The sequence below is a fragment of the Thermostichus sp. MS-CIW-40 genome (assembly GCF_054058315.1).
In genome coordinates this window covers 172,953-192,507 of record NZ_JBSSAC010000001.1, presented here as the reverse complement: position 1 = coordinate 192,507, position 19,555 = coordinate 172,953, and the positions used below count along the sequence as shown (strand labels likewise).

Here is a 19,555-nt window from a genome sequence, read left to right as displayed (position 1 = left end):
TGACCGAACGTCAAACGCCCGCTCTCAGGAGCGCCAGCGCAGACAGGGTACTGGCCAGAAGTTGGCCAACTTTGTATTTAATTCTACAGTCTAGCAGTGGTTTGCTTTGGAATCGCTTAGACTTTCACGGTCGGCTAAAGTAACACTGGGGATCTCTAGGGATCCTCGCCGGAGTGTTGAGAGTGCCCTATCCATGACTGGAGAGCCAACCCCCATTGACCCCGGGCCGGAGCGGTCTCAGGGCAGCTTGCTGCTAGCTGTGCCCATCCTCGGATCCCCGCACAGTGCTGTGGGATCCCGACAGTGGCTGGTATGGGGAGCGCTGGGGATCTTTCTGGTGGGTCTGGGGTTGCGCCTGTGGCGGCTGGACGAGTTCCCGGCACCTGTGTTCGATGAGGTGTACTTCCCGGAGTTTGCCCAGAATTACTTGGATGGCAAGCCTTTTTACGATGTGCATCCCCCCTTGGGCAAGTACTTCATTGCCCTTAGCATTCAGGTGTTTGGCCGCAACGAGTGGGGATTCCGCTTCGCCACTGCTTTTTGCGGATCCCTGATCCCTCTGTTGCTGACCGGTTTAGCCTACCGCCTCACCTACCACGTGGGCTTTGCTCTGTTGAGCGGGGTTTTGCTGCTGACCGATGGGGTGTTTCTGGTGGAATCCCGCTTTGGCCTGATCAACGTGTATCTGGTAGCCTTTGGGCTGGCAGCGACCATTCTGTTGCTGAGAGGTCTAGAAGACCAAGGTTGGCGACGGGCTGCTCACTTTGCTTGCTCCGGGATCCTGTTGGGGGCGGCAGCTTCGGTGAAGTGGAATGGCCTCTGGTTTACCTTCATGTTTGCTCTGTTGGGGATCCTCGTCTGGGGGGTGGTCTGGCTGCGCCCGCAGTGGATCCCACGGTTGGGCATTTTGAGCCAGATTCGTCATCTGCGCTGGTGGCACTATGCGTTCTGCTTCGTCCTCGCTCCGCTGGCCTTTTATGCCATTCAGTGGATCCCGCACCTGCAGCTGAATCCCCAACAGGGACTAACTCTGGATTGGAGCTGGACGGGCATCCAGAATTATTTCCGATCCCTGGTACTCATCAACCAATCCATCTACGGCGGACACATGGCGGCCCACCTGGTGGTGGACGAAGAGACGCCTGTTCACCCCTACTGCTCCACCAGCTTGCGATCCCTGGTGGCTTGGTTCCCGGCTTTGCGTCCTTGGCTGACCACCCCCTTGGCCTCGGCAGGAGCTTGGTCCTGGCCGATCCTGGGCCGCCCCGTGGCCTACTACTTCAGCAGTCAGGGCAACCTCTGGCAAGCTGTTCATGGCTTGGGCAATCCTTGGCTGTGGTGGCTGGGCACGGGATCCATCTTGGTGCTCGTCTGGCGAGGGATCCGCCACTTTCACGGTCTCGAAGCCTTCATTTTGATCGGCTATGCGGCCAATTACCTGCCTTGGTTTAGGGTCAGCCGCTGCGTTTTTATCTACCACTACATGAGCGCCCTGGCGTTTAGCACCCTAGCCCTGGCTTGGTTGGTGCTGCTGGGCTGGCAGAGCTATCGCCGCTTTTGGCGCGGGGCGAGCATCACGGCGGTGGCCTTGGTTTTGGCGTCCTTTGTCTTCTTTTTCCCCGTTTGGCTTGGCCTGCCCCTCAGTCCAAGCGGATTCTACGCCCGCATGTGGTTTCGCTCTAGCCCGGTGCCGCTGTTCTGTTTCAGCCCCCAATCCTGCCAACAGCCCCCGCTGCACCTGCCGCCCATCCCCGGCTTGAACTGGATCTAAGGGAGGCATGGTAAGCTTTGTGAAGTTTGTTTCGTGAAATGCGGCGCTCCGTTACCGAAAGATGGAGCGAGGTTCGCGAAACCCTTGTGGTGGAGGTAGTGGAAACGTCATGGCCCGATCTTGCCCGAGTTCTGCCAACTCTCCCCGCCGTCCACTGGCTTATTCAGAGCAAGCTGTCCCGGTTGGGGTGATCGGGGTAGGCAACATGGGCCAGCACCACACCCGCGTTTTCAGCCTGATGAAGGATGTGCGGGTCGTGGGGGTAGCGGATATCAACGTGGAACGGGGATTGGATGTGGCCAGCCGCCACCGCGTTCATTTCTATGAGGACTACCGCGATCTGCTGCCCCATGTAGCTGCCGTGGCCATTGCCGTGCCGACGGTTCTGCACCACGAGGTGGGTATGGCCTGCCTGGAGGCCGGGGTACATGTGCTGATCGAAAAGCCCATCGCTGCCAGCATCAGCGAAGCAGAATCGCTGGTGAACCGAGCTGCCGATTGCAATTGTATTTTGCAGGTGGGGCACATCGAGCGCTTCAGCCCTGTTTTCCAAAAGCTGGGCCAAGTCTTGCAAAGTGAAGAACCTCTGGCTTTCGAGGCTCACCGTCTCAGCCCCTATTCCGACCGCGCCAGCGATGTGTCGGTGGTATTCGACTTGATGATCCACGACATCGATCTGTTGCTGGAGCTGATCCCATCTCCCGTGACCCAGATTACCGCCAGCGGCAACCGCATCTCCAAGCTGGGCTACCTGGACTACGTCACGGCTACTCTCACTTTTGCCAACGGTGCCATCGCCACCCTCACTGCCAGCAAGGTCACCCACCGCAAGGTGCGCAAAATTGCCGTCCACTGCAAGAATGCCTTGGTAGAAGCAGATTTTCTACACAATGAGATCTCGGTGTACCGCCAGGGATCCGTCGGCAGCACCAGCGACTACGGCCAAATGCCCTACCAGCGGGATTGTTTGATTGAGAAAGTCCACACCGACAATATCGACAAGCTGCATGCCGAACTGGAGCACTTCATCAACTGCGTGCGGGGAGGCAACCAACCTTCCGTAGGTGGGGAACAGGCCCTGAAAGCTTTGAGGCTGGCCTCGGAGGTAGAGCGGATTGCTTTGGATGGATGTGCCTGGAGCGAAGCCAAGCCCCGCCGTAGTCTCCTATCCTAGTCTTTAACGCAAGCCCCAGATGGGGGCAGAGCCCTGTTGTTGGCCCCCATAGCCATTCCAGCATCAGGCTGGGGAAGAAAAAGCGACATTCGCGCCCGCGGAGTGCAGCTCTATTGACAGCTCCCCATTCGGGTGGCAGCTTTTCGAGCGAGCAATGGGGCTCCCACCAGACTCAGGCAAGAGGTGGCATCCACAGCTGTGAAATCGGGCACGCAAGCCCCGGCAGCAACGGCGAGTCCAATTCGAGTCCAATTCATCTTTCCCAAGCAAGTTTTGATCAACACCAACTGCCTTTGCTGACGCCGGTAGACTTCCACTTGTTGCTGTTGCCAGTCCACCACTCAATACTCCTGTAGCCCAAGCCGACTGTAAAGCTTGAGCTTAGTTTGCTTATCTTGGCCAATATTGCGAGCTCCAGGGCTCAGCACTTCTACCGCCGATTCTGGGGCACTGTGGAGTTTGCCATCCGCCCCTAACGCTGTTCTCAGTCGAGAGCGGCTTACCCACACCACATCAGGAGCCACATCGTCATCTTCGGCAAAAATCACTCCCGGAGCAGTGTTGGCCAATCTCAGGCCCGTTTTCTCACTCTATTCGCCTTTCAAATTTCTTCTAAGATGCGAAACTGCACATGGTTAATGGCCAGCTCCCCAATTGAGGCTTGGTCGGTGTTGATCGTCTCGAAAGGGATCCCTTTGGCGATCTCGGCATGGGTCCAGGGCAAGCCCATGAAGTAGCGCTGCGAATAGGGGCGCTCCCCCCGATCGTCGGGGTTCGACTCCATCGGCACCCAACCCCAGCCGGGCAGATAAAACTCAATCCACACGTGGTTGTACTGGGGAAACAGCGGGATCCCTTTCAGTTCTGGATGGGGAGGACATTTGTAGCGCCCCACCGTGCGGCAAGGGATTCCATTGAGGCGGGCCAAAGCCAACAGCACCCCCACATATTCGCCACAAGAACCGGAGCCACGCCGCAAAACCTCATCCGGCGGATCGATGCGAGAGGTGACCCGGTAGGAGAGCTTGTCGTAAACATAGGCCCGGATATTGAGCATTTTGCGCAGCAAGTTGGTCTCGCTGCCGACGGCCCGCCGCGCTGCCTCTCGGACAATCGAGGTGTCCATGGCCAGGTAGTCATCGTCCACCAAGTAGCGATCCCGTAGGTCTGGGGGCACGACGGCATCTTCTACATCCAGCGGATCGATGCAGTACTTGATGCTGTAGAGATCCAACACCGCCCGCCAGCCAAACAAGCGCACCTCATGGGCCCCCAGGGATCCCAGCGAAAACACCGCCACCTGTTGGCCAGATTGCTCTTCCACTTCAAACGGCAGACCTACCCAGTGCAGGCTGCGCACCCGTTGGCGAAGGCTGTTGCAGGGCAAGGCAATTCGCCAGACCAAATCGGGCAGGAAGCGCGGCTCTTCTTGGGCAATTTCTTCCACATAGGTCAGCTCCACCCGATAGCCGTGGGAGAGGGTGTAGGTGGCGCGTTCCCCCAGACGCTGGGGCTGAAAAACTACCGGACAGGCAATGGGGGAATCCTCGGCCTCGGTTCCACTGCCGCCAGAGGGGTCGGGGGAGCTAGGGGGATCCAAAGGCCGCAGGCGTAGGGGGGCCACCCAGGTTTTATCGCGCAGGGCCACCGACAAGGGATCTGGAGCGTTGGGGTTGTCGTGGATATAGGCTTCTTCGTGGGCATAGGCCACCCAGAGTTGCCCCCGCCAATGGGCCAAGCCTGTTGGCCCAGGAGAAGGGGTGAGGATGCGGGCCAATTCTCGCCCGGTCTGGCGCTCCAGCACGTAGATCGTCTCTTCCACCCGATCGCTCACCCAGAGGTAGTCTCCCTGCACCGCAATCTGTTCTCGGCCAACCCCAGGGGCAGGCATCTCCTGCACGATGAGACCACGGCTGGGATCCAGTTGCAGGATTTTTTCCCGTCGGTAGCAGGTGGCATAGAGGTAGCGGTTTCCCGTGTGGGGATCGCTCCAGAGGGCGATCCCTTCGATAGGGTAGGGGCACCTACACACTGGAAAGGCTTCCAGGGATCCCGGTTGCTGCAGAGCGGACATGGGAATGCGCAAGATTTGCCCCTCTTGCTCCCGACTGAGCCAAATCCACGCTTGATCCCCTTCTGACTCTACCCACAAACCGTAAGCGCCTTGGAAAGAATGGACATGATGGGGATTGAGCAGCAGGGTGTTGTGCTCTTGAATTTCCACCAAATAGCCCCTCACCCGATCCAAGCCCAACAGGCGATCTCCCCAGGTGGCCAAACCTTCCAAAGCAACCAGCCCCAGAGGTTGCAGAGGGGCCACAGTTCCCTGTTGCCGCCCAGATGGAGGCCACCAAGCAGGCTGGGATCCTCTTGCCGTGGAACCTAGATTTTTCAGAGCACCCAGATCATTTGCCGGATGGATGGCAACCATGAAGGCTTCCTTGCCTATGGATGAAGTTGACATGCTGGCGCGATCTGCACCAAGGCGGTACGACTGTCCAATATTTACTGTCCAACATTATTATGATGCGCCTCTTTTCAACCCCACACCCAAGGCTTCTCGACCGATGTATCCCTGCTAGTCTTGCCAGGACTGGAGAATGTTACGATGATGGCGGCTTTTTGGCCAGCAAGATAGAGCAGCGGTGGGGAGTGGTAGGAGATGGAGTTGGCCTTGGCAATTGGCGGCCTGGTGGCAGGGATCCTGGCCGGGGTGCTGGGCATTGGCGGTGGCGTGATCCTGGTGCCCTTACAGGTCAGCTTGGGGATACCACCGGTTCAAGCTGCAGCCACCAGCAATCTTTCCATTGTTATGACCTCGATTGCGGGCAGCATCCAAAACTGGCGGATGGGCATGCTTGATTTGAAACGGGTGATCCTGCTGGGGATCCCAGCGTTGCTTACGGCTCAAGTAGGAGCAATTATCGCCAGTCGCCTTCCCAGCTATCTGCTGTTGGCAGCGTTTGGAGTGTTGCTGCTGGCCAACACTTACCTGGTGCAACTCAACAAAAAGGTGGTTATCCAGGCCCAAGAATTGGGGGCTGACGTCAGCGATGCCGAGCACCTCAGCGGGACGGAGTCCTCAGGGCAGATGTCTCCCTGGTTAGCCCGCGCCCTGACCGGCGGCACTGCCGGTTTGTTGGCCGGGCTGTTTGGCATCGGCGGTGGGGTGATCCTGGTGCCAATGCAGATCCTGCTGCTGAAAGAGACAATCAAAGTGGCGATTCAGACCAGTCTGGGGGCCATTGTGATCACAGCAGTTGCTGCCACTGCCAGCCATGCGGGCCTCAGCGATTGGATCTGGAATGGCCTGGGGTTCGGGGACGGCACCATCCACCAGAATGTGCTCTGGATCCCAGGTTTAATCTTGGGCACAGGGGGGTTAATCGGTGTACAGATTAGCACACGCACCCTGCCCAAATTGCCCGATGAAACCGTCAGTCTGTTGTTTCGGGGCTTCCTGGTCATTCTTTCTCTTTACATTTTTTGGCAAGCCTGGCAAGGTTATCGAGCTCTGTGAAGTGATCCTGGTCTGCCCCAGTGCTCGGGACAGCAGTCCTGGTTCCAAGCTACGGTCATTTGGATTTAAACTGGGACACTGAACTCAAACCCAAAATGTTGCATGCACTGATCCAGAAGGCTTTTCAAGGACTCCGTCCCGCTGGCGCGATCAGCAGCCCAGGCGTCTCACCCTAACCTGAAATGACTCTATCGGGTGTCGCTCCCAGCTTTCGGGCCTGATGACTCAGATGGATTCAACGGTTTGAAAGACTTGGCTACGCTGGACGCGCTTTCCCCTCAGAGGGCAGGGCTTTTGCTACTTGGGATAGATCCCCTTGTTTGCAGAGGTCATGCACAGGGTAGCTGCCGAAGAGCTTCAAGGTTTCAGCAATTGATTCCAGCGCCGCAACCACCTCGGCATCCAAATAGGGTTGGCCGATAGGGTTCTCCAAATCGACAAAAAAGACATACGTCCCTGCCGATTTTTTGGTGGGGCGCGACTCAATGCGAGACATATTCAGGCCTCGCTCCGCAAACACTTGCAGAGGTTTCAGCAGCGCTCCCGGCACGTTGTGGGGGAGGCTGAAGGCTAAGGAAGTATGGGATCCCCCCGGAGAAGCAGGATCGGCAGAGGTTTCACCCTGTTGACCGGAACGCGAGAGCGGCGCACGGCCAATAACCCAAAAGCGAGTGCAATTGTCGGGGTGATCGTTGATCGGGCAGGCCAAGACCGGCAGTTGGTAGAGGGTGGCAGCTCGTTCTGAGGCGATGACGGCGGCGCTGGGCTGCTCCTGCAGGCGATCCAATTCTTCGGTGGTCGAGCGGGTTGGGATCAAAGTGGCCTGGGGCAGATGGGATCTCAGCCAAGCCTGACATTGGGCCAAAGCTTGCGGGTGGGAGTAGACCTGCTCAATTTGCTCCAACCGCGAGGCACGTCCGATGAGGGCATGGCGAATGGGCAGGATCAGCGCCTGCCGGATCCCTAGCCCCTCCAGTTGCCAGAGGGCGTCTAAGGTCATCGAGACCCCCCCCTCCACCGAGTTTTCCACCGGCACCACCGCCCATTGTTGCTGGCCGGCAGCTACCGCCTCTAGACAGGCGCTGATCGTTGGATAAGGCACTAAGGGGTGGGATCCCTGGCTGTGCAGGTGAGGCTGCTCAGGGCAGGCCAGCAAAGCTGCCAACTCTGTGTAGGTTCCAGCAGGGCCAAGAAAGGCCACCGGCGAAGGGGAAACGTTCGCGCCAGCGGAGCGCAGCTCCATCAGAGCCATTCCTTCAATTGTCGCTAGGGGCCAGTTCTAACTCTATCGTCTCGGCGTCGCGCAGCAGCAAAGGACATTCAGGCTCCGGGCAACGGGGATTGGCCGCCACCTTGTCCATGGCCTTCACCACCTCCAACCGGATCAGCCTCTGCAACTCCTGATCCGCTTGAATGGCTTCTAAAGTTCGGAGAGAGCCGTGAAAACTGGTGGCGTATCGAGGCTGGAGGTTGTTCAAAGCCAGGGCGGCAGCATCGTTACAGAATTTCTCGCAGAAGCAGTAGCGCTGTTGACTCTCCATCAGCAGGATTTCATTGACCATCTCCAGAACAGCCCGTTCCATTTGATTTTCCAGGCTCTTCAGAGGCTTATGTTGCTCCGCCATCGCTACCTCCCAATGGGAACCGAATCCGCCGCCAAGTCACTGTTTTCAGTGATCAGGAGTGCCCTCGATTACCTTCGATGCTGCTCTACTCTCTGTTGACACGTCAAGTCAAGCCCTCTGCTGCCGACGCGAACAGCCTCTGGCCCGCTCCTATCCGTGCTTGAGGCAATCCAATCTGTCGTGTCAGGCATCATCAAAACCCAGAGAATTAACCAACACTCTCGGCAGACGGGCAGAAAGTCCACACAGCAACTCATAGGAAATAGTACCCAACTGATCGGCCCAATCCTGCACAGATAAACCCGCATTTGCCAGATTGGGGCCCAGCAGCTCCACCACATCCCCCACCTGGATATCCGGCCTCTCGGTTACATCCCACATACATTGATCCATCGTGATTGTGCCCACCTGTTGGATCAAGCCGCCGCGCACCCATCCTCGCAGCCAGCCGGAAAGCCGCCGTGGGATCCCATCCGCATAGCCGATGGCCAGAGTGGCAATGCGACTGGGGCGAGAGGTGATGTAGCGATGCCCATAGCTCACGCCAGTTTGAGCAGGCACAGTTTGGATGTGGGACAGCCGCGCCTTGAGCCGCAGAATTGGCTGCAGACCTGGCACCGGCAAGTGAGGGGCAGGGGACAGGCCATAGAGGACCAACCCCAAACGCACACGGGAGTAGTGGAGATGGGTTAAAGCACCGGCTGAGTTATCCAGATGCAGCGCCGGTAAGGGATCCCCGGCTTGGCGGATCTGTTCCACCACCTGGGCAAAGCGGGCGTGCTGCTGTTCCATGACTGGAGAATGGGGCTCGTCCGCCGTCGCCAAATGGGAAAACAAGCTACAGCCTTCCAGCTCCGGGATCCGACAAATCTGCCCCCACACGGCTGCAGCTTCCTTCCAGGGGATCCCCAAACGGGTCATACCCGTATCCACATTGACATGCACCGGGATGGGTCGCCCGGCCCAACGGGCTACCTGACACATCAGCGGGATTTGGTCTGTGCAGGTGAGGCTGACCTCCAACCGGGCTGCCATGGCCTGCTGTAGTTCTGCCCAGGTATTCAAAGCTCCCAACACCAGAATCGGAGCCTGCAGCCCCGTTTGCCGCAACTCGATCCCTTCGGCCAGGGTGGCCACACACAGCCCCTTGGCACCAGCCGCAACAGCCACGGGAGCCACCAACTGCGCCCCATGCCCGTAGGCATTGGCCTTCACCACCGCCCAGATCTCGACGTTTGAGCCTAGGCGCCTCTGCAACAGCCGCAGGTTTTCTCGCAGCTGGGCTGCGTCAATTTCCACCCAAGCCCGACTGGTCAACAGCTCCAGGTCGATGGCCCAATCCAGCTCCGCCAAGGAATTGGCCTTCTGGGATCCCTCTCTCCAAGTATTGCCCTGCACTCCCAGAGCAGCTGCTCTCAAAGTGCCCTGCGCCGCCGGCGCGACCGGTTCTCGATTCACCGTTCACCCCCCACACCCAAAACCCGTCCTGATTAGATTTAGGTTTAGCGCAAAGTCCACTCCGGCGCCATCCACAGCAACGGCACGTCTGGGATCCCAACAGCCTCGTTGCTCTCCAACAGCCGGCCCAGCCAAGCGGCTTGCCTTTGCGAGGACAGTCCTTGGCTTAACAGGCGTCGCAGGACTCGTTGGAAACCCTCTCCCTCACCCGCCGGTGACAAAGAGGGATCCCCGGTCATGCGCCGCAGATCCTCCACCGCCTCCGTGTACCCCCCCAAAGCATCCACCAAGCCCACCTCCACAGCTTGCGCCCCGGTGAAGATGCGTCCATCGGCCAATTGTCGCACCCGGTCTTCATCCAAGCTCTGCCGTCGCGCGATCATCTCTGCTTCCAGCACCTCATCTGCCTTTTCTGGCAAGTGCTGGCGTCCTTGGGCCACATCGCGAATGAACTGCTCAAGAGTGTCCTCCACCAAGTTTTGCAGAAGGCGCTGCTCTTGAGGAGTGGCACTGCGGAAAGGAGAGAGAAGGTCTTTGTACTCGCCGGTTTTGAAGGTCTGCGGCTCTATGCCGTAGCTCTCCAGCAACTTACCAAAGCTGAGGCCGCTGATGATAACCCCTATGCTGCCGGTCAGGGTGCCAGGGTTGGCATAGATTTTGTCGGCAGCGCTGGCCACGTAGTACCCCCCACTGGCAGCAATGTTTTCTAGGATAGCGATCACCGGCTTGTCCGCCTCGTGCAGAGCAGTTACGGCACGGTAGAGTTCCTGGCTGGATCCCACAGCTCCGCCGGGACTGTTGATGCGCAGCAATACAGCCTTGACAGAGGGATCCCGTGCTGCCTCCCGCAACTGTTCCACAGGAGAAGTGGGCAGGCCTACCAAAGTCGAACCCCCTGGGCCGCCTATCGTTCCTTCCAGGGTGACCACCTCGATGCGCTCCGCCCCCCGTGCAGCCTCTAGGCCAACCCCGCCTCGGGTAGGCTCTGGGGCAGGGCGCGTGCCCCCGACAATGGCCGCAATAAGGCAGACGACCAGCAAAGAAGCCGCCAAAATGCGGTTAAGCTGAGTTTCTTGTGTCACAGGCCCCTCAATTGCCACTGACTCCGTTCTACCACCCCGTGGGCTTCTCGCAACGTCTGACACCAAAAGGCTGAGAACCAAGCAAACTCCTCATCTCGGTTGAGCCATCCAAGCTATTGACAAGGATCCTCCACTTATTTACGATCAGGTTCCAGCGTTTTTTACCGCTGAGGCATCTTCTGCAGGTTGCTAGTGTAAGCTGGAGTAGAGGGTAGGATCCTTGAGCGCGATTCTGGCTCGAAGCCAAGTGATTGGGGCTTTAGCTCAGTTGGTAGAGCACTTCAATGGCATTGAAGGGGTCAGCGGTTCAAGTCCGCTAAGCTCCATCCCCAGAGGGCCGATAGCAGTCGTGGCTTCTATTACCATCTATTTCTACTGCTTGCGCTAGCGGGCCGGAGGCCTTAGCAGGAAGCAAGCGGTTGTTTGTTTCACCTTGACGGTGAGATAAGTGACTATGCGTTGCGAAACGGTTCAGCAACATCTCCCCAAGCCCAGACAGTCCTATCCAGCAAGGCTTCTGGGCTTCTTAAGTGTCCACAAAGGCTCGGCAAAATCTACCCCCAACTCCTCTCCTGTAAGGCGGCCTTCCCTCACCTCCGGCTTCTCTCCCCCTGGGAGAAGGGAGTTAGGGATCGACGCAGCAAGCCGTTTCATTGCTGTTTGAAATAATGAAAGTATTCTGCTTGGGAGCAAACCTTAGGCAGCAAGGGATCCTCCGCTGTTTTCACCCTTTCCACGGAGAGGATCCTGACCTATCTCAGGGGCTTCCACCAGGCGATTTCCCAACTCACGCTTGCTCCTCTCCCTGACGGCGGATTAAGAAGCGGATTTCCTGAAGGAGAACCTCAAAGCGTTGATCCGATTCAGCCTGCCGCTGCCTCAATTCTCTCAGCTCCTGCCGCAATTCCCGCACTTCCTGCCGCAATTCCAGGACAACCTCAGCGAGACGCCCTGAAAGGGTCTGCAAGGCAAGCTGAGCATCGGTAACCTGGGCAACTGTATTGGCCACCCTGGTCACAGCTTCGGCCAACTGGACAAACCGCGTCTCAATTTCCTCATTGGTCATGGCCGGGTGTGTCTTGCTTTGCTAATGATTAGCTCACTCTACCCTGCACGGTATGGAGTGTCACTCTCTGAGAATGGGCCGCAATTTTGAGGAAAAACCGGCTGGCCAACAGGGGTTATCAACCCAGGGATCCCCCATTCGCGCAAGTCAGCTGGCCAGCGCTATGAGGGTGGTGTAAATCCCTTGGAGGGACGCAGTGGCCTGGCTCCAGAGGATGTGGGTTAACGACCACCTATCCAGACCCATGGCCCCGCACAACAGCAGCAGATACAGGTTGGCAAACGTGAAGAGCGAGGCCGCCCGATCTCGGTCGCAGGGATCCTGCAGCAACTGCACCGCCTTCCAAACCAAGAGGGATCCCAGTAGCGCCGCCGCGCTCAGATAAAAGGATCCCAGCATCCCTAAGGGGTAAACCAGCAACAGGCTGACCGGAACCATCAGCAGCGCGTAGAGCAAAATCTGTGCGGCAGTGAGTCTTTCGCCCGCTACCACCGGCAGCATCGGCACCCCGGCACGGGCATAGTCTTCCCGCTTCAGAATGGCCAAAGCCCAGAAGTGGGGTGGAGTCCACAAAAAGATGATGGCGAACATCACCCACGCGGCCCAGCTGAGCTCGCCTGTGGTTGCTGCCCAGCCCACCAAAGGTGGGATCGCTCCTGCCGCTCCACCGATGACAATATTTTGCGTGCTGGAGCGCTTCAGCCAGTGGGTATAGACCCCCACATACACCAGGATCCCCGACATGGCCAAACCGGCAGCCAGCAGGTTGGTGAAAATAGCCAACAACCCAAAGGCAGCCAAAGCCAGGATCCCCGAAAAAATCAGAGCATCCCGCGCCCGGATTCGACCGGAAGGCAGGGGACGATGGCGGGTTCGCTCCATCATCCGATCGATATCGGTGTCATACACCATGTTGATGACGTTGGCTGCCGCCGCCGCCATTCCTCCCCCCAAAAGGGTGATGAAAAACCTGAACGGGTCGGTGTTGCCTGCCATCCACATGGCCCCAGCCGTCGTCATCAGCAAGAGGGCGATGATCTTGGGCTTCACCAACTGGCTGTAGCTGCGCAAAACCTGGACAAGCGCCTGGCGCTCGCACCCCAGAGCACATGGGCTCTGCTCAGAGGGGATCCCCCCCATCGGGTTCTGGTAGGAAGCCTGACGGTCGACTAAAACGCTATCTTGCATGAAATTCACTCACCGGTCATTTCTGCGGTCATGGCCATCCACTGGCCTTCTTCCCCCTGGGTTCGCATTCGCCAGGCCAGCACCGTAAAACCCAGCAGACAGGCCAGCAAAGCTGCCCCCATCATCTGATGGGCCACCGTTAGGGGTTCTACCTGCAGCCGGTAATGATAGGTCAAAACACCGATCCCCACCTGGGCCAACAGCAGGCCAACAGACCCATGGCCCAAGAACTTGAGAAGGCGGGGGATCCGCTTGCGCCGCAGCCCGGTGGCCACCGCTACCGCCAACACCCCAAGGGTGGCCGGAGCAACCCCCAGCAAGTGGCTGTTCATCACCCAGCACAGCTCGCCGGCAGCAAAGCATTGATGCAACGCCCATTGGGAGGCCACCAAGGCGCCCAGAAGGCTCTGGACATACACCAGCAGCACCGCCCCCAAGCCCAGCCAAGGCAAGTAGCCGACGGAAAATGGCCCTTCACCCAGTCGCAGCGGCAGGATGGAGTCCTTAGAACCGGCTCTTGTCCAGATCAGTAATCCCAGGGTGAGCAAAGTGGCAAAAAACAGCAGGCCCGTGCCCAAGTGGGCCGTCACAATATCAAAGCGCAGCAGCTCCGTGACCGTCAGCCCGCCCAGGATCCCTTGCGTCAAGACCAGAACAAAAGCCCAGCTCAAACCCCAGGGCAGCCAAGTGGGCAATGCCTGACGCTTCAGCCAAGCAAACCCCATCAGAACCAGCGTAGCCAAGCCTACCCCAGAAGCCACCATGCGGTGAAACCATTCCAAAAAGACTTGTAGGTTCATCTGCTGGCTGGGCACAATTGCCCCGTAGCAAAGGGGCCAATCTGGACAAGACAGCCCAGCATTCATGACGCGGGTGGCACTGCCTAACCCCATCAGCAGCCAAGTGGCCAATGCTAACCCCAGTAGGGCTTGTCCCATACGCAGGGAAAGCTTGTCTGAGAGCACAGGATTCCGCTGGGAAGAAGGTTGGGATTGATGAAAGATCGAAGAATCCATTGCAGTTGAAGGCATAGCAAGGACTGGGCTGACGGCTCGAGCATCTGCGCTGAAAAAGAGGCTGGGCTGAAAAAGCCTAGCCGGCTTGGTATCGGGCCATCTGGAAACAAAGACGCAGGTTACTCGCTGACTATTCCTCGAAGCCAATCCTAAATGCGGTTTTGTGGCTGGCGAAGGCTTTTTAAGAATTTCTTTCTCGGCGCACAGGTGTTCCGAATCCTAGGCACCTCTGGGAAGTCAAGCTAGCAGACCAATCCTTTTCCCCCTGGGAGAGGGGTCGCGGCAGCGGCGCGAAGCGTTTGGGCGGCAGCGGGAGTGTCTCAATCTCGTTTGGAATGACTACAATGCCTGAGCGCCAGAGGAAACCGATCAGCCAACTCCTCAACGACCAAAGAGGTTAGCTGCCAAAGTCCTTCCCACTGGCTCTGGTCGTGAAGATGAGGTAGCCGGGGGGTCATCAGCCCCAATAGGCTCAGGGGATAAGGGATCCTTATCATCGCCGCTGCAAGGGGCTATGGTGTTCAACCCAAGAAGATTGAAAAAAGGCTATCCCTGGGCAGAAGCTGGCCCGGAAATCGGTCTGCCAGGCCTGTAGCCACTAGCGAATGTACTGAGCCAAAGCCCGCGAAGAATATCCCACCCGCAACTTGCGCAGGGCATCCCGCTCGATCTGACGAATCCGTTCCCGCGTTAGGTTGAAGTGATCCCCCACCTCCCGCAGGGTTCTCGCCTGTTGCCCGTCTAACCCATAGCGCAACTCCAGCACTTGCCTCTCAATCGGCTTCAGGGTTTGCATGGCAGAACGCACATCCTGCTGCATGGATTGCACGAGGATCCCTTGAAAGGGCTGCTCTTGCCGCTCATCTTGCAGCAAATCTCCAAGGCGGCTTTCTCCTTCCTGGCCGACCGGCACATCCAGCGACAGGGGCAAAGCAGCAGCCTGTTGGATCATGCGCAGTTTCTTGACTTTAATGCCCAAGGCTTCTGCCAGCTCCGCTTCGGTGGGCCGCCTCCCCTGCAGCTTCATCAGCTCGCGGTTGGTGCGCTTGAGCAGGCGTACTTTGTCAACCATGTGTACCGGCAGGCGAATCGTCCGCGCTTGGTTGGCAATGCAGCGGGTAATGCCTTGGCGAATCCACCAATGAGCATAGGTGCTGAAGCGAAACCCCCGCTCCGCATTGAATTTTTCGGTGGCCCGGATCAACCCGATATTGCCCTCTTGGATCAGATCCAAAAACGGCACCCCCCGATTGAGGTATTTTTTGGCAACACTGACCACCAGGCGCAGGTTGGCGTTGACCAGCTTGCGCTGAGCCTGCTCCCCTTGTCGGATGCGGGAGCGAAGGGTGGATACGGAAATCTGCAGGGCCTCGGCCAGAGCCTCATCGCTGGGATCCTCCCCCCGCTGTTGCCGCCATTCCTGCCGGGCTTGGTCGATAAGGAGCTTTTGCTGAATTTTGCGCGACAACTCGATTTCCTCAGCGTGATCGATGCGGGGCACGCGACCGATGGTATTCAGGTAGTGATCGACAGCGTCCTCGTTCAACCGGGATCCGCCGGCCCCTGGCTCTGAGTCAACTTCTGCGAGGTCGTCTTGAGGGGCAGACTCGGAGTCGAACCAGAGATCGTCAAACTCCTGAGGCGAAGAGACAGAGTGTTCAGGATGAGGACGAGAAAAAACCACGGCCAGGTGAGGAGAGAACTTCATCTCCCAGTCTAAAAAGGTTTCTGCTGCTGCTGCGAGCGAAAATCGATCATGACCCTCTTTTTTGTCCGGAGATTTTTCCGCTTGGATGCGGGAACAGCAGGGATCCCGTCCGCCAAGTCTTTGCAGGCAAGGGGTCGCTCGCCAAAAAGCGGTAAGCGATTTTCGATCTAGACCTTGAGGTAAGCTTGTTTGTGAGCCGGTTAGCTCAACGGCTGCCGGGTGGGATCCCAGGAAAAGGGAACCTTGCCAGCTCAGGCTACCATGTGAGGATCCCTCAACTTCCTCAGTCTGGAAAAGAATATTTACGGCTTTCTGCTCCTATGGAGTCTAACGACCGGCACCATCCATCGGCCAACTTGATTGGGGAGCGGGTGCGCTGGGTACGGGAGAAGCTGCAACTCACCCAAGATCAACTGGCGGGCCGCTTGGCCAAGTACGGTGTGCAGTTGGACTACGTCAAGATTGGCCAGGTGGAAAAGGGAAAACGGCGCGTCATCGACAAGGAACTGGTGGCCTTTGCCAAGGCGTTGGGGGTATCGGTCACTTGGCTGCTGAGCGGAGATGAATCCCACCTGTAGCGGCCTGCGGGAAAGTACATCCGATACAGGGATCCCGAACAAAAGGACGTGAAGATACTTAAATACCTTGTACTCTCGGACGTGATCTCAGTCATTTTCCGTGTAAACACGGTAGGCTGGACTCATGAATAGATTGGCTTGAGGCCAAACCCCAGCTTTTCCTTGACCATCCGCGGGGGTGGGAAAAGCAGAGAGATACAGCGCCGCGCCGGAAGTACGGGTTTTTCCAAGAAGGATCTGGATCACAGGCTTCTTCACCTAAACTTGATATTGTTGACTTGGCGTTAAGCTCCCGCCGTTTATCTGTTTGTGTGAGGTTTGCCGATGCTCTCTTTCTTCTTCAATTCCAACAAGGCCAACAGCCGACAAACCGGAGGCCACCGTCTGCCTGCTGCGAGCAAAACCACAGGCACGCAACGGATCCCCAACTACAGCCGCCTGTCCGCTCCCCATGAAGTGCTCAAGCAGGAAAGGCAGATCAAGCGGGAGCAAGAGTTTACAGAAATGGAGCAAAACATCAATCGCATTCGCTACTTCTACCAAAAAGCAGATATGCCCCTGGAGATGCGACAAATTCTGACCTACCGTAAGCTGATGGAGCTGGACTACTTTACCCCGCAGGCGGCAAAAGAGCTGCTCAAGCAATGGCAGCAGCAGGAAAAGCAGGAGCAAGAACGCCGTCGGGCTTGAGAAAAGGACTACCTCCAGCAGAGTTTGGGCAGCCGAACCCTGGCAAGTGGGCTTGTTGAGCCAAGAGTTCCCGGTCTCCAGGTGGGGGAGCGTCTACGGGTAAAGGCCGCGATCCTGTAGGGCTTGGGCCACTCGGCCTACCCCCAGGGTGTAGGCAGCCAGTCGCAGCGACACTTGCCGCCGTTCTGCCTCCTGCACCACCCGTTCAAAGGCACGTACCATCAGACCTTCCATCTCTTGATTGACCCGCTCCTCATCCCAGAAGATGTAAGAGAGTCCCTGCACCCACTCCAGATAGCTCACCACTACCCCACCGGCATTGGTTAGGATATCCGGCAATACCTGGATCCCTCGCGATTCCAAAATCCGGTCGGCGGCGAGAGTGGTTGGCCCGTTGGCAGCTTCTGCCACGATCCGGGCTTGAATTTGGTGGGCATTGGCTTCGGTAATTTGGTTCTCTAGAGCAGCAGGGATCAACACATCCGCTTTTTGCACCAGCAGGTCGGCATTGCTAATGGGCTCAGCTTGCGGAAAGCCCGCCATGCGGCCTCCCTGTTCCTTCATGTGGGCTTTGAGGGCGGGGATATCCAGTCCTTTGGGGTTATAAAGGCCCCCAGAACTGCCGGAAACCGCCACAATTTTGGCTCCTGCCTGATGCAGCAAGCTGGCCGCTGCCCCGCCCACATTGCCAAAGCCTTGGATCAACACCGTTGCCCCTGCCAGGGATCCACCGCGTCGGGCCAAGGCTTCCCGTACCGTGATCATCACCCCCCGTCCGGTGGCCAGTTCTCGCCCTCGGGATCCCCCAATCGAGAGAGGTTTGCCCGTCACCACTCCCGGCACCGCATGCCCAACATTCATGGAATAGGTATCCATCACCCAGGCCATCTCGCGGGCGGAAGTTCCCATGTCTGGAGCGGGAATGTCCTCTGCAGGGCCGATATCCTTGATCAGCTCGCTGGTATAACGGCGGGTAATGCGCTCCAGCTCCGAGACCGAATAACGCCTCGGATCGATAGGGATCCCCCCTTTGGCCCCACCGTAGGGAATGCCCATAAGGGCACATTTCCAGGTCGTAAACTACCCGACACCAACCGCTAGGCGGTACGGAGCGGGCTTTTAGTAGCCCTGCAGTTAGCAAGCCAACCACGAGCCTCTGGGGTGGTTTACAGCACCCCCAATCGACCGTTACCAGTGCCTTAAACAACCGTTTCTGGTGCCCGCAGTATTATTATAGCATTCCTCCCGACACCGACCCTACGGGTACAGTGTGGGGCTCCTGCAATTTCTAGCTGAGGATCGCCACCCAGCCGGGATCCAGCTTCAGCTCGCCAGCTGCCCAATCCAGGTAGCTACAAGCCTGGGCAAAGGGACAGATGTGGGCGGGAGAGGGAGGGGCAGAAGAGGCCAGCGCAGGACTTGCAGCCATGGTGGAGAAGAAGAAAGGGCTGTTTCCACGCTATACCGCCGGGGACGGGAGAGGAACGTTTTGTAGTAAGCGTTACAAATAATTGAGGATCTGGATCAAGACGAAACAGAGGCCGGCACTGGCCAGGGGCACGGTCAGGTTATCCAACCCCCACCAAGAGAACACCTCCAGTCCCATAGCCATCCCTCCCACCAAAAGGCTCACTCCGAGCAAAGGGAGAGAGAAGCCAAAGTACCCCAGCAGCAGAGCTGCGATCACCAAGCTGCTCACCGCCCACATGGTCAGGGATCCCTCCCAGCTTTTTTGAATGGATCCCAGTTGGTAGGGGTGTTTGCCCCAAGTTTTGCCCACCAACCCTGCCAAGGCGTCGGCCCACGTCATCACCAATATGCCGATCACCGCGAAGACCTGTCGCTGGGGACGCCAAAACCAAAACAGCAGCAGGCCAATGCTGATGGCGTAGAAACAGGTGCCAAAGCTGCGGCGACCGACTCCATTCAAGCTGGGCAAGATGGCCACCCGGTAGGAGAGCAGCGCCAAGCCGGCAAACACCAGAGAGAATCCCACCCCTAGCCAGCGAGGCACTTGCAAAGCCCAAGCCAACAAAATGATATTGCCCACACCAATGTGAATGGCCTTGCGCACCCATTCCCCGTCCACCTGCCGGGAGCGCAGCCATTCCGCAAAAGCAAATACGGCGGCCAGCCAGAGAGCATAGCAAGCAAGCTGCTGGGCCAGGCCCATGAAACGGCCTCAGAGGGTTTTCAAGTAGCTGAGCAGATCTGCCATCTCCTGGGGATCCGGCTGGAACTGGGGCATGGGAGGCGTTTTGCCACCGGTCACCTGCTGAATAATAAACCGATCCGAGCGGCGGCTGCTCACCCCCCGCAGACTGGGCCCTACCCGGCCATCCGCTTCTTCTCCGTGGCAGGCTGCACAGTTGAGGGCAAACAAGGATGCACCATGGCTAACCTGCCCCTGTAAGCTGAGGACGGCTTCGGTATAGGGATCCAGACGAGCCTCAGCACTTAGCCAAGCCCAGGTCAATATCGCCAGCCCTAGGCCGAGGAGGGCAAGACCCAGCCGAGTTTTCTGAGCCCAGACACTTGTAAAGAATCGCTGCAAGGATTTGAGGAAGGGTTGTAAACGCTGTTGGGATGAAGGCTGAAGTCGCTTTTGCTCAAAGCCGACGCAACTGCCAGTTGATGACTGGCTGCTGCGGGATTGAGTGGTCTCTGAGAGGGAGGGAG

General features: G+C 58.0%; 17 protein-coding genes, 1 tRNA gene and 2 pseudogenes. 6 read left to right on the top strand and 14 right to left on the bottom strand.

Annotated elements, in window-relative coordinates:
* Window positions 1–193: 193 nt before the first annotated feature.
* Window positions 194–1,771, top strand: coding sequence for a phospholipid carrier-dependent glycosyltransferase (locus ACVWXF_RS00885; protein WP_457473383.1), 1,578 nt, complete (start codon window positions 194–196; stop codon window positions 1,769–1,771).
* Window positions 1,772–1,880: 109 nt separating this feature from the next.
* Window positions 1,881–2,945 (top strand): Gfo/Idh/MocA family protein, encoded by a 1,065-nt coding sequence (locus ACVWXF_RS00880; RefSeq protein ID WP_011432295.1) that lies wholly within the window; start codon window positions 1,881–1,883, stop codon window positions 2,943–2,945.
* A 341-nt stretch (window positions 2,946–3,286) separates the two neighbouring features.
* On the opposite strand, the gene ACVWXF_RS00875 is transcribed toward ACVWXF_RS00880, so the two are convergent.
* Window positions 3,287–3,514, bottom strand: a complete 228-nt coding sequence (locus ACVWXF_RS00875; RefSeq protein ID WP_457402275.1) for a Uma2 family endonuclease — start codon at window positions 3,512–3,514, stop codon at window positions 3,287–3,289.
* A 32-nt stretch (window positions 3,515–3,546) separates the two neighbouring features.
* Entirely contained in the window at window positions 3,547–5,265 is a 1,719-nt protein-coding gene (locus ACVWXF_RS00870; protein ID WP_457473382.1) for a transglutaminase domain-containing protein, read from the bottom strand.
* Window positions 5,266–5,607: 342 nt separating this feature from the next.
* On the opposite strand from ACVWXF_RS00870, the gene ACVWXF_RS00865 reads away from it, so the two are divergent.
* Complete coding sequence (locus ACVWXF_RS00865) at window positions 5,608–6,465, top strand: sulfite exporter TauE/SafE family protein (RefSeq protein WP_457473381.1); 858 nt, start codon at window positions 5,608–5,610, stop codon at window positions 6,463–6,465.
* Between the two features lie 256 nt (window positions 6,466–6,721).
* On the opposite strand, the gene pheA is transcribed toward ACVWXF_RS00865, so the two are convergent.
* From pheA to sppA, 4 genes are all read right to left on the bottom strand, one after another.
* Window positions 6,722–7,708, bottom strand: a complete 987-nt coding sequence (gene pheA / locus ACVWXF_RS00860; protein WP_414389260.1) for a prephenate dehydratase — start codon at window positions 7,706–7,708, stop codon at window positions 6,722–6,724.
* 13 nt (window positions 7,709–7,721) lie between these two features.
* Entirely contained in the window at window positions 7,722–8,090 is a 369-nt protein-coding gene (locus ACVWXF_RS00855) for a late competence development ComFB family protein (RefSeq protein WP_414330167.1), read from the bottom strand.
* Window positions 8,091–8,273: 183 nt separating this feature from the next.
* Complete coding sequence (gene alr, locus ACVWXF_RS00850; protein ID WP_457473380.1) at window positions 8,274–9,548, bottom strand: alanine racemase; 1,275 nt, start codon at window positions 9,546–9,548, stop codon at window positions 8,274–8,276.
* Window positions 9,549–9,592: 44 nt separating this feature from the next.
* Window positions 9,593–10,630: a signal peptide peptidase SppA gene (gene sppA, locus ACVWXF_RS00845; RefSeq protein WP_457473379.1), complete on the bottom strand. Its 1,038-nt coding sequence runs from the start codon at window positions 10,628–10,630 to the stop codon at window positions 9,593–9,595.
* 253 nt (window positions 10,631–10,883) lie between these two features.
* Here sppA and ACVWXF_RS00840 point away from each other — a divergent pair.
* Window positions 10,884–10,956 (top strand) — tRNA-Ala (locus ACVWXF_RS00840).
* Between the two features lie 461 nt (window positions 10,957–11,417).
* Here ACVWXF_RS00840 and ACVWXF_RS00835 read toward each other — a convergent pair.
* The 4 genes from ACVWXF_RS00835 to ACVWXF_RS00820 all read right to left on the bottom strand — a co-directional run bounded on the left by ACVWXF_RS00835 (window position 11,418) and on the right by ACVWXF_RS00820 (window position 15,608).
* The gene (locus tag ACVWXF_RS00835) at window positions 11,418–11,696 is read right to left on the bottom strand and encodes a hypothetical protein (protein WP_457473378.1); all 279 of its coding nucleotides are present in this window, start codon (window positions 11,694–11,696) and stop codon (window positions 11,418–11,420) included.
* A 147-nt stretch (window positions 11,697–11,843) separates the two neighbouring features.
* Entirely contained in the window at window positions 11,844–12,836 is a 993-nt protein-coding gene (locus tag ACVWXF_RS00830; protein WP_414388552.1) for a heme o synthase, read from the bottom strand.
* Between the two features lie 53 nt (window positions 12,837–12,889).
* Entirely contained in the window at window positions 12,890–13,822 is a 933-nt protein-coding gene (locus ACVWXF_RS00825; RefSeq protein WP_457395027.1) for a COX15/CtaA family protein, read from the bottom strand.
* Window positions 13,823–14,498: 676 nt separating this feature from the next.
* Window positions 14,499–15,608, bottom strand: a complete 1,110-nt coding sequence (locus tag ACVWXF_RS00820; RefSeq protein ID WP_457473377.1) for an RpoD/SigA family RNA polymerase sigma factor — start codon at window positions 15,606–15,608, stop codon at window positions 14,499–14,501.
* Window positions 15,609–15,928: 320 nt separating this feature from the next.
* Between ACVWXF_RS00820 and ACVWXF_RS00815 the strand changes: the two genes are divergently transcribed.
* A complete protein-coding gene (locus ACVWXF_RS00815) occupies window positions 15,929–16,186 on the top strand; it encodes a helix-turn-helix domain-containing protein (protein WP_041436246.1) in 258 nt (85 codons plus the stop codon).
* Between the two features lie 324 nt (window positions 16,187–16,510).
* Window positions 16,511–16,876: a hypothetical protein gene (locus ACVWXF_RS00810; protein WP_414374207.1), complete on the top strand. Its 366-nt coding sequence runs from the start codon at window positions 16,511–16,513 to the stop codon at window positions 16,874–16,876.
* Between the two features lie 93 nt (window positions 16,877–16,969).
* Here ACVWXF_RS00810 and ACVWXF_RS00805 read toward each other — a convergent pair.
* The 4 genes and pseudogenes from ACVWXF_RS00805 to ACVWXF_RS00790 all read right to left on the bottom strand — a co-directional run.
* Window positions 16,970–17,953 (bottom strand): annotated as a pseudogene (locus tag ACVWXF_RS00805) (Glu/Leu/Phe/Val family dehydrogenase); the annotation flags it as partial.
* Between the two features lie 210 nt (window positions 17,954–18,163).
* Window positions 18,164–18,305: pseudogene (locus ACVWXF_RS00800) on the bottom strand (glutamate dehydrogenase); the annotation flags it as partial.
* A gap of 72 nt (window positions 18,306–18,377) precedes the next feature.
* Window positions 18,378–19,049: a diacylglycerol/polyprenol kinase family protein gene (locus ACVWXF_RS00795; RefSeq protein ID WP_414382045.1), complete on the bottom strand. Its 672-nt coding sequence runs from the start codon at window positions 19,047–19,049 to the stop codon at window positions 18,378–18,380.
* Window positions 19,050–19,058: 9 nt separating this feature from the next.
* A complete protein-coding gene (locus tag ACVWXF_RS00790; protein WP_049749615.1) occupies window positions 19,059–19,388 on the bottom strand; it encodes a c-type cytochrome in 330 nt (109 codons plus the stop codon).
* Window positions 19,389–19,555 lie beyond the last annotated feature (167 nt).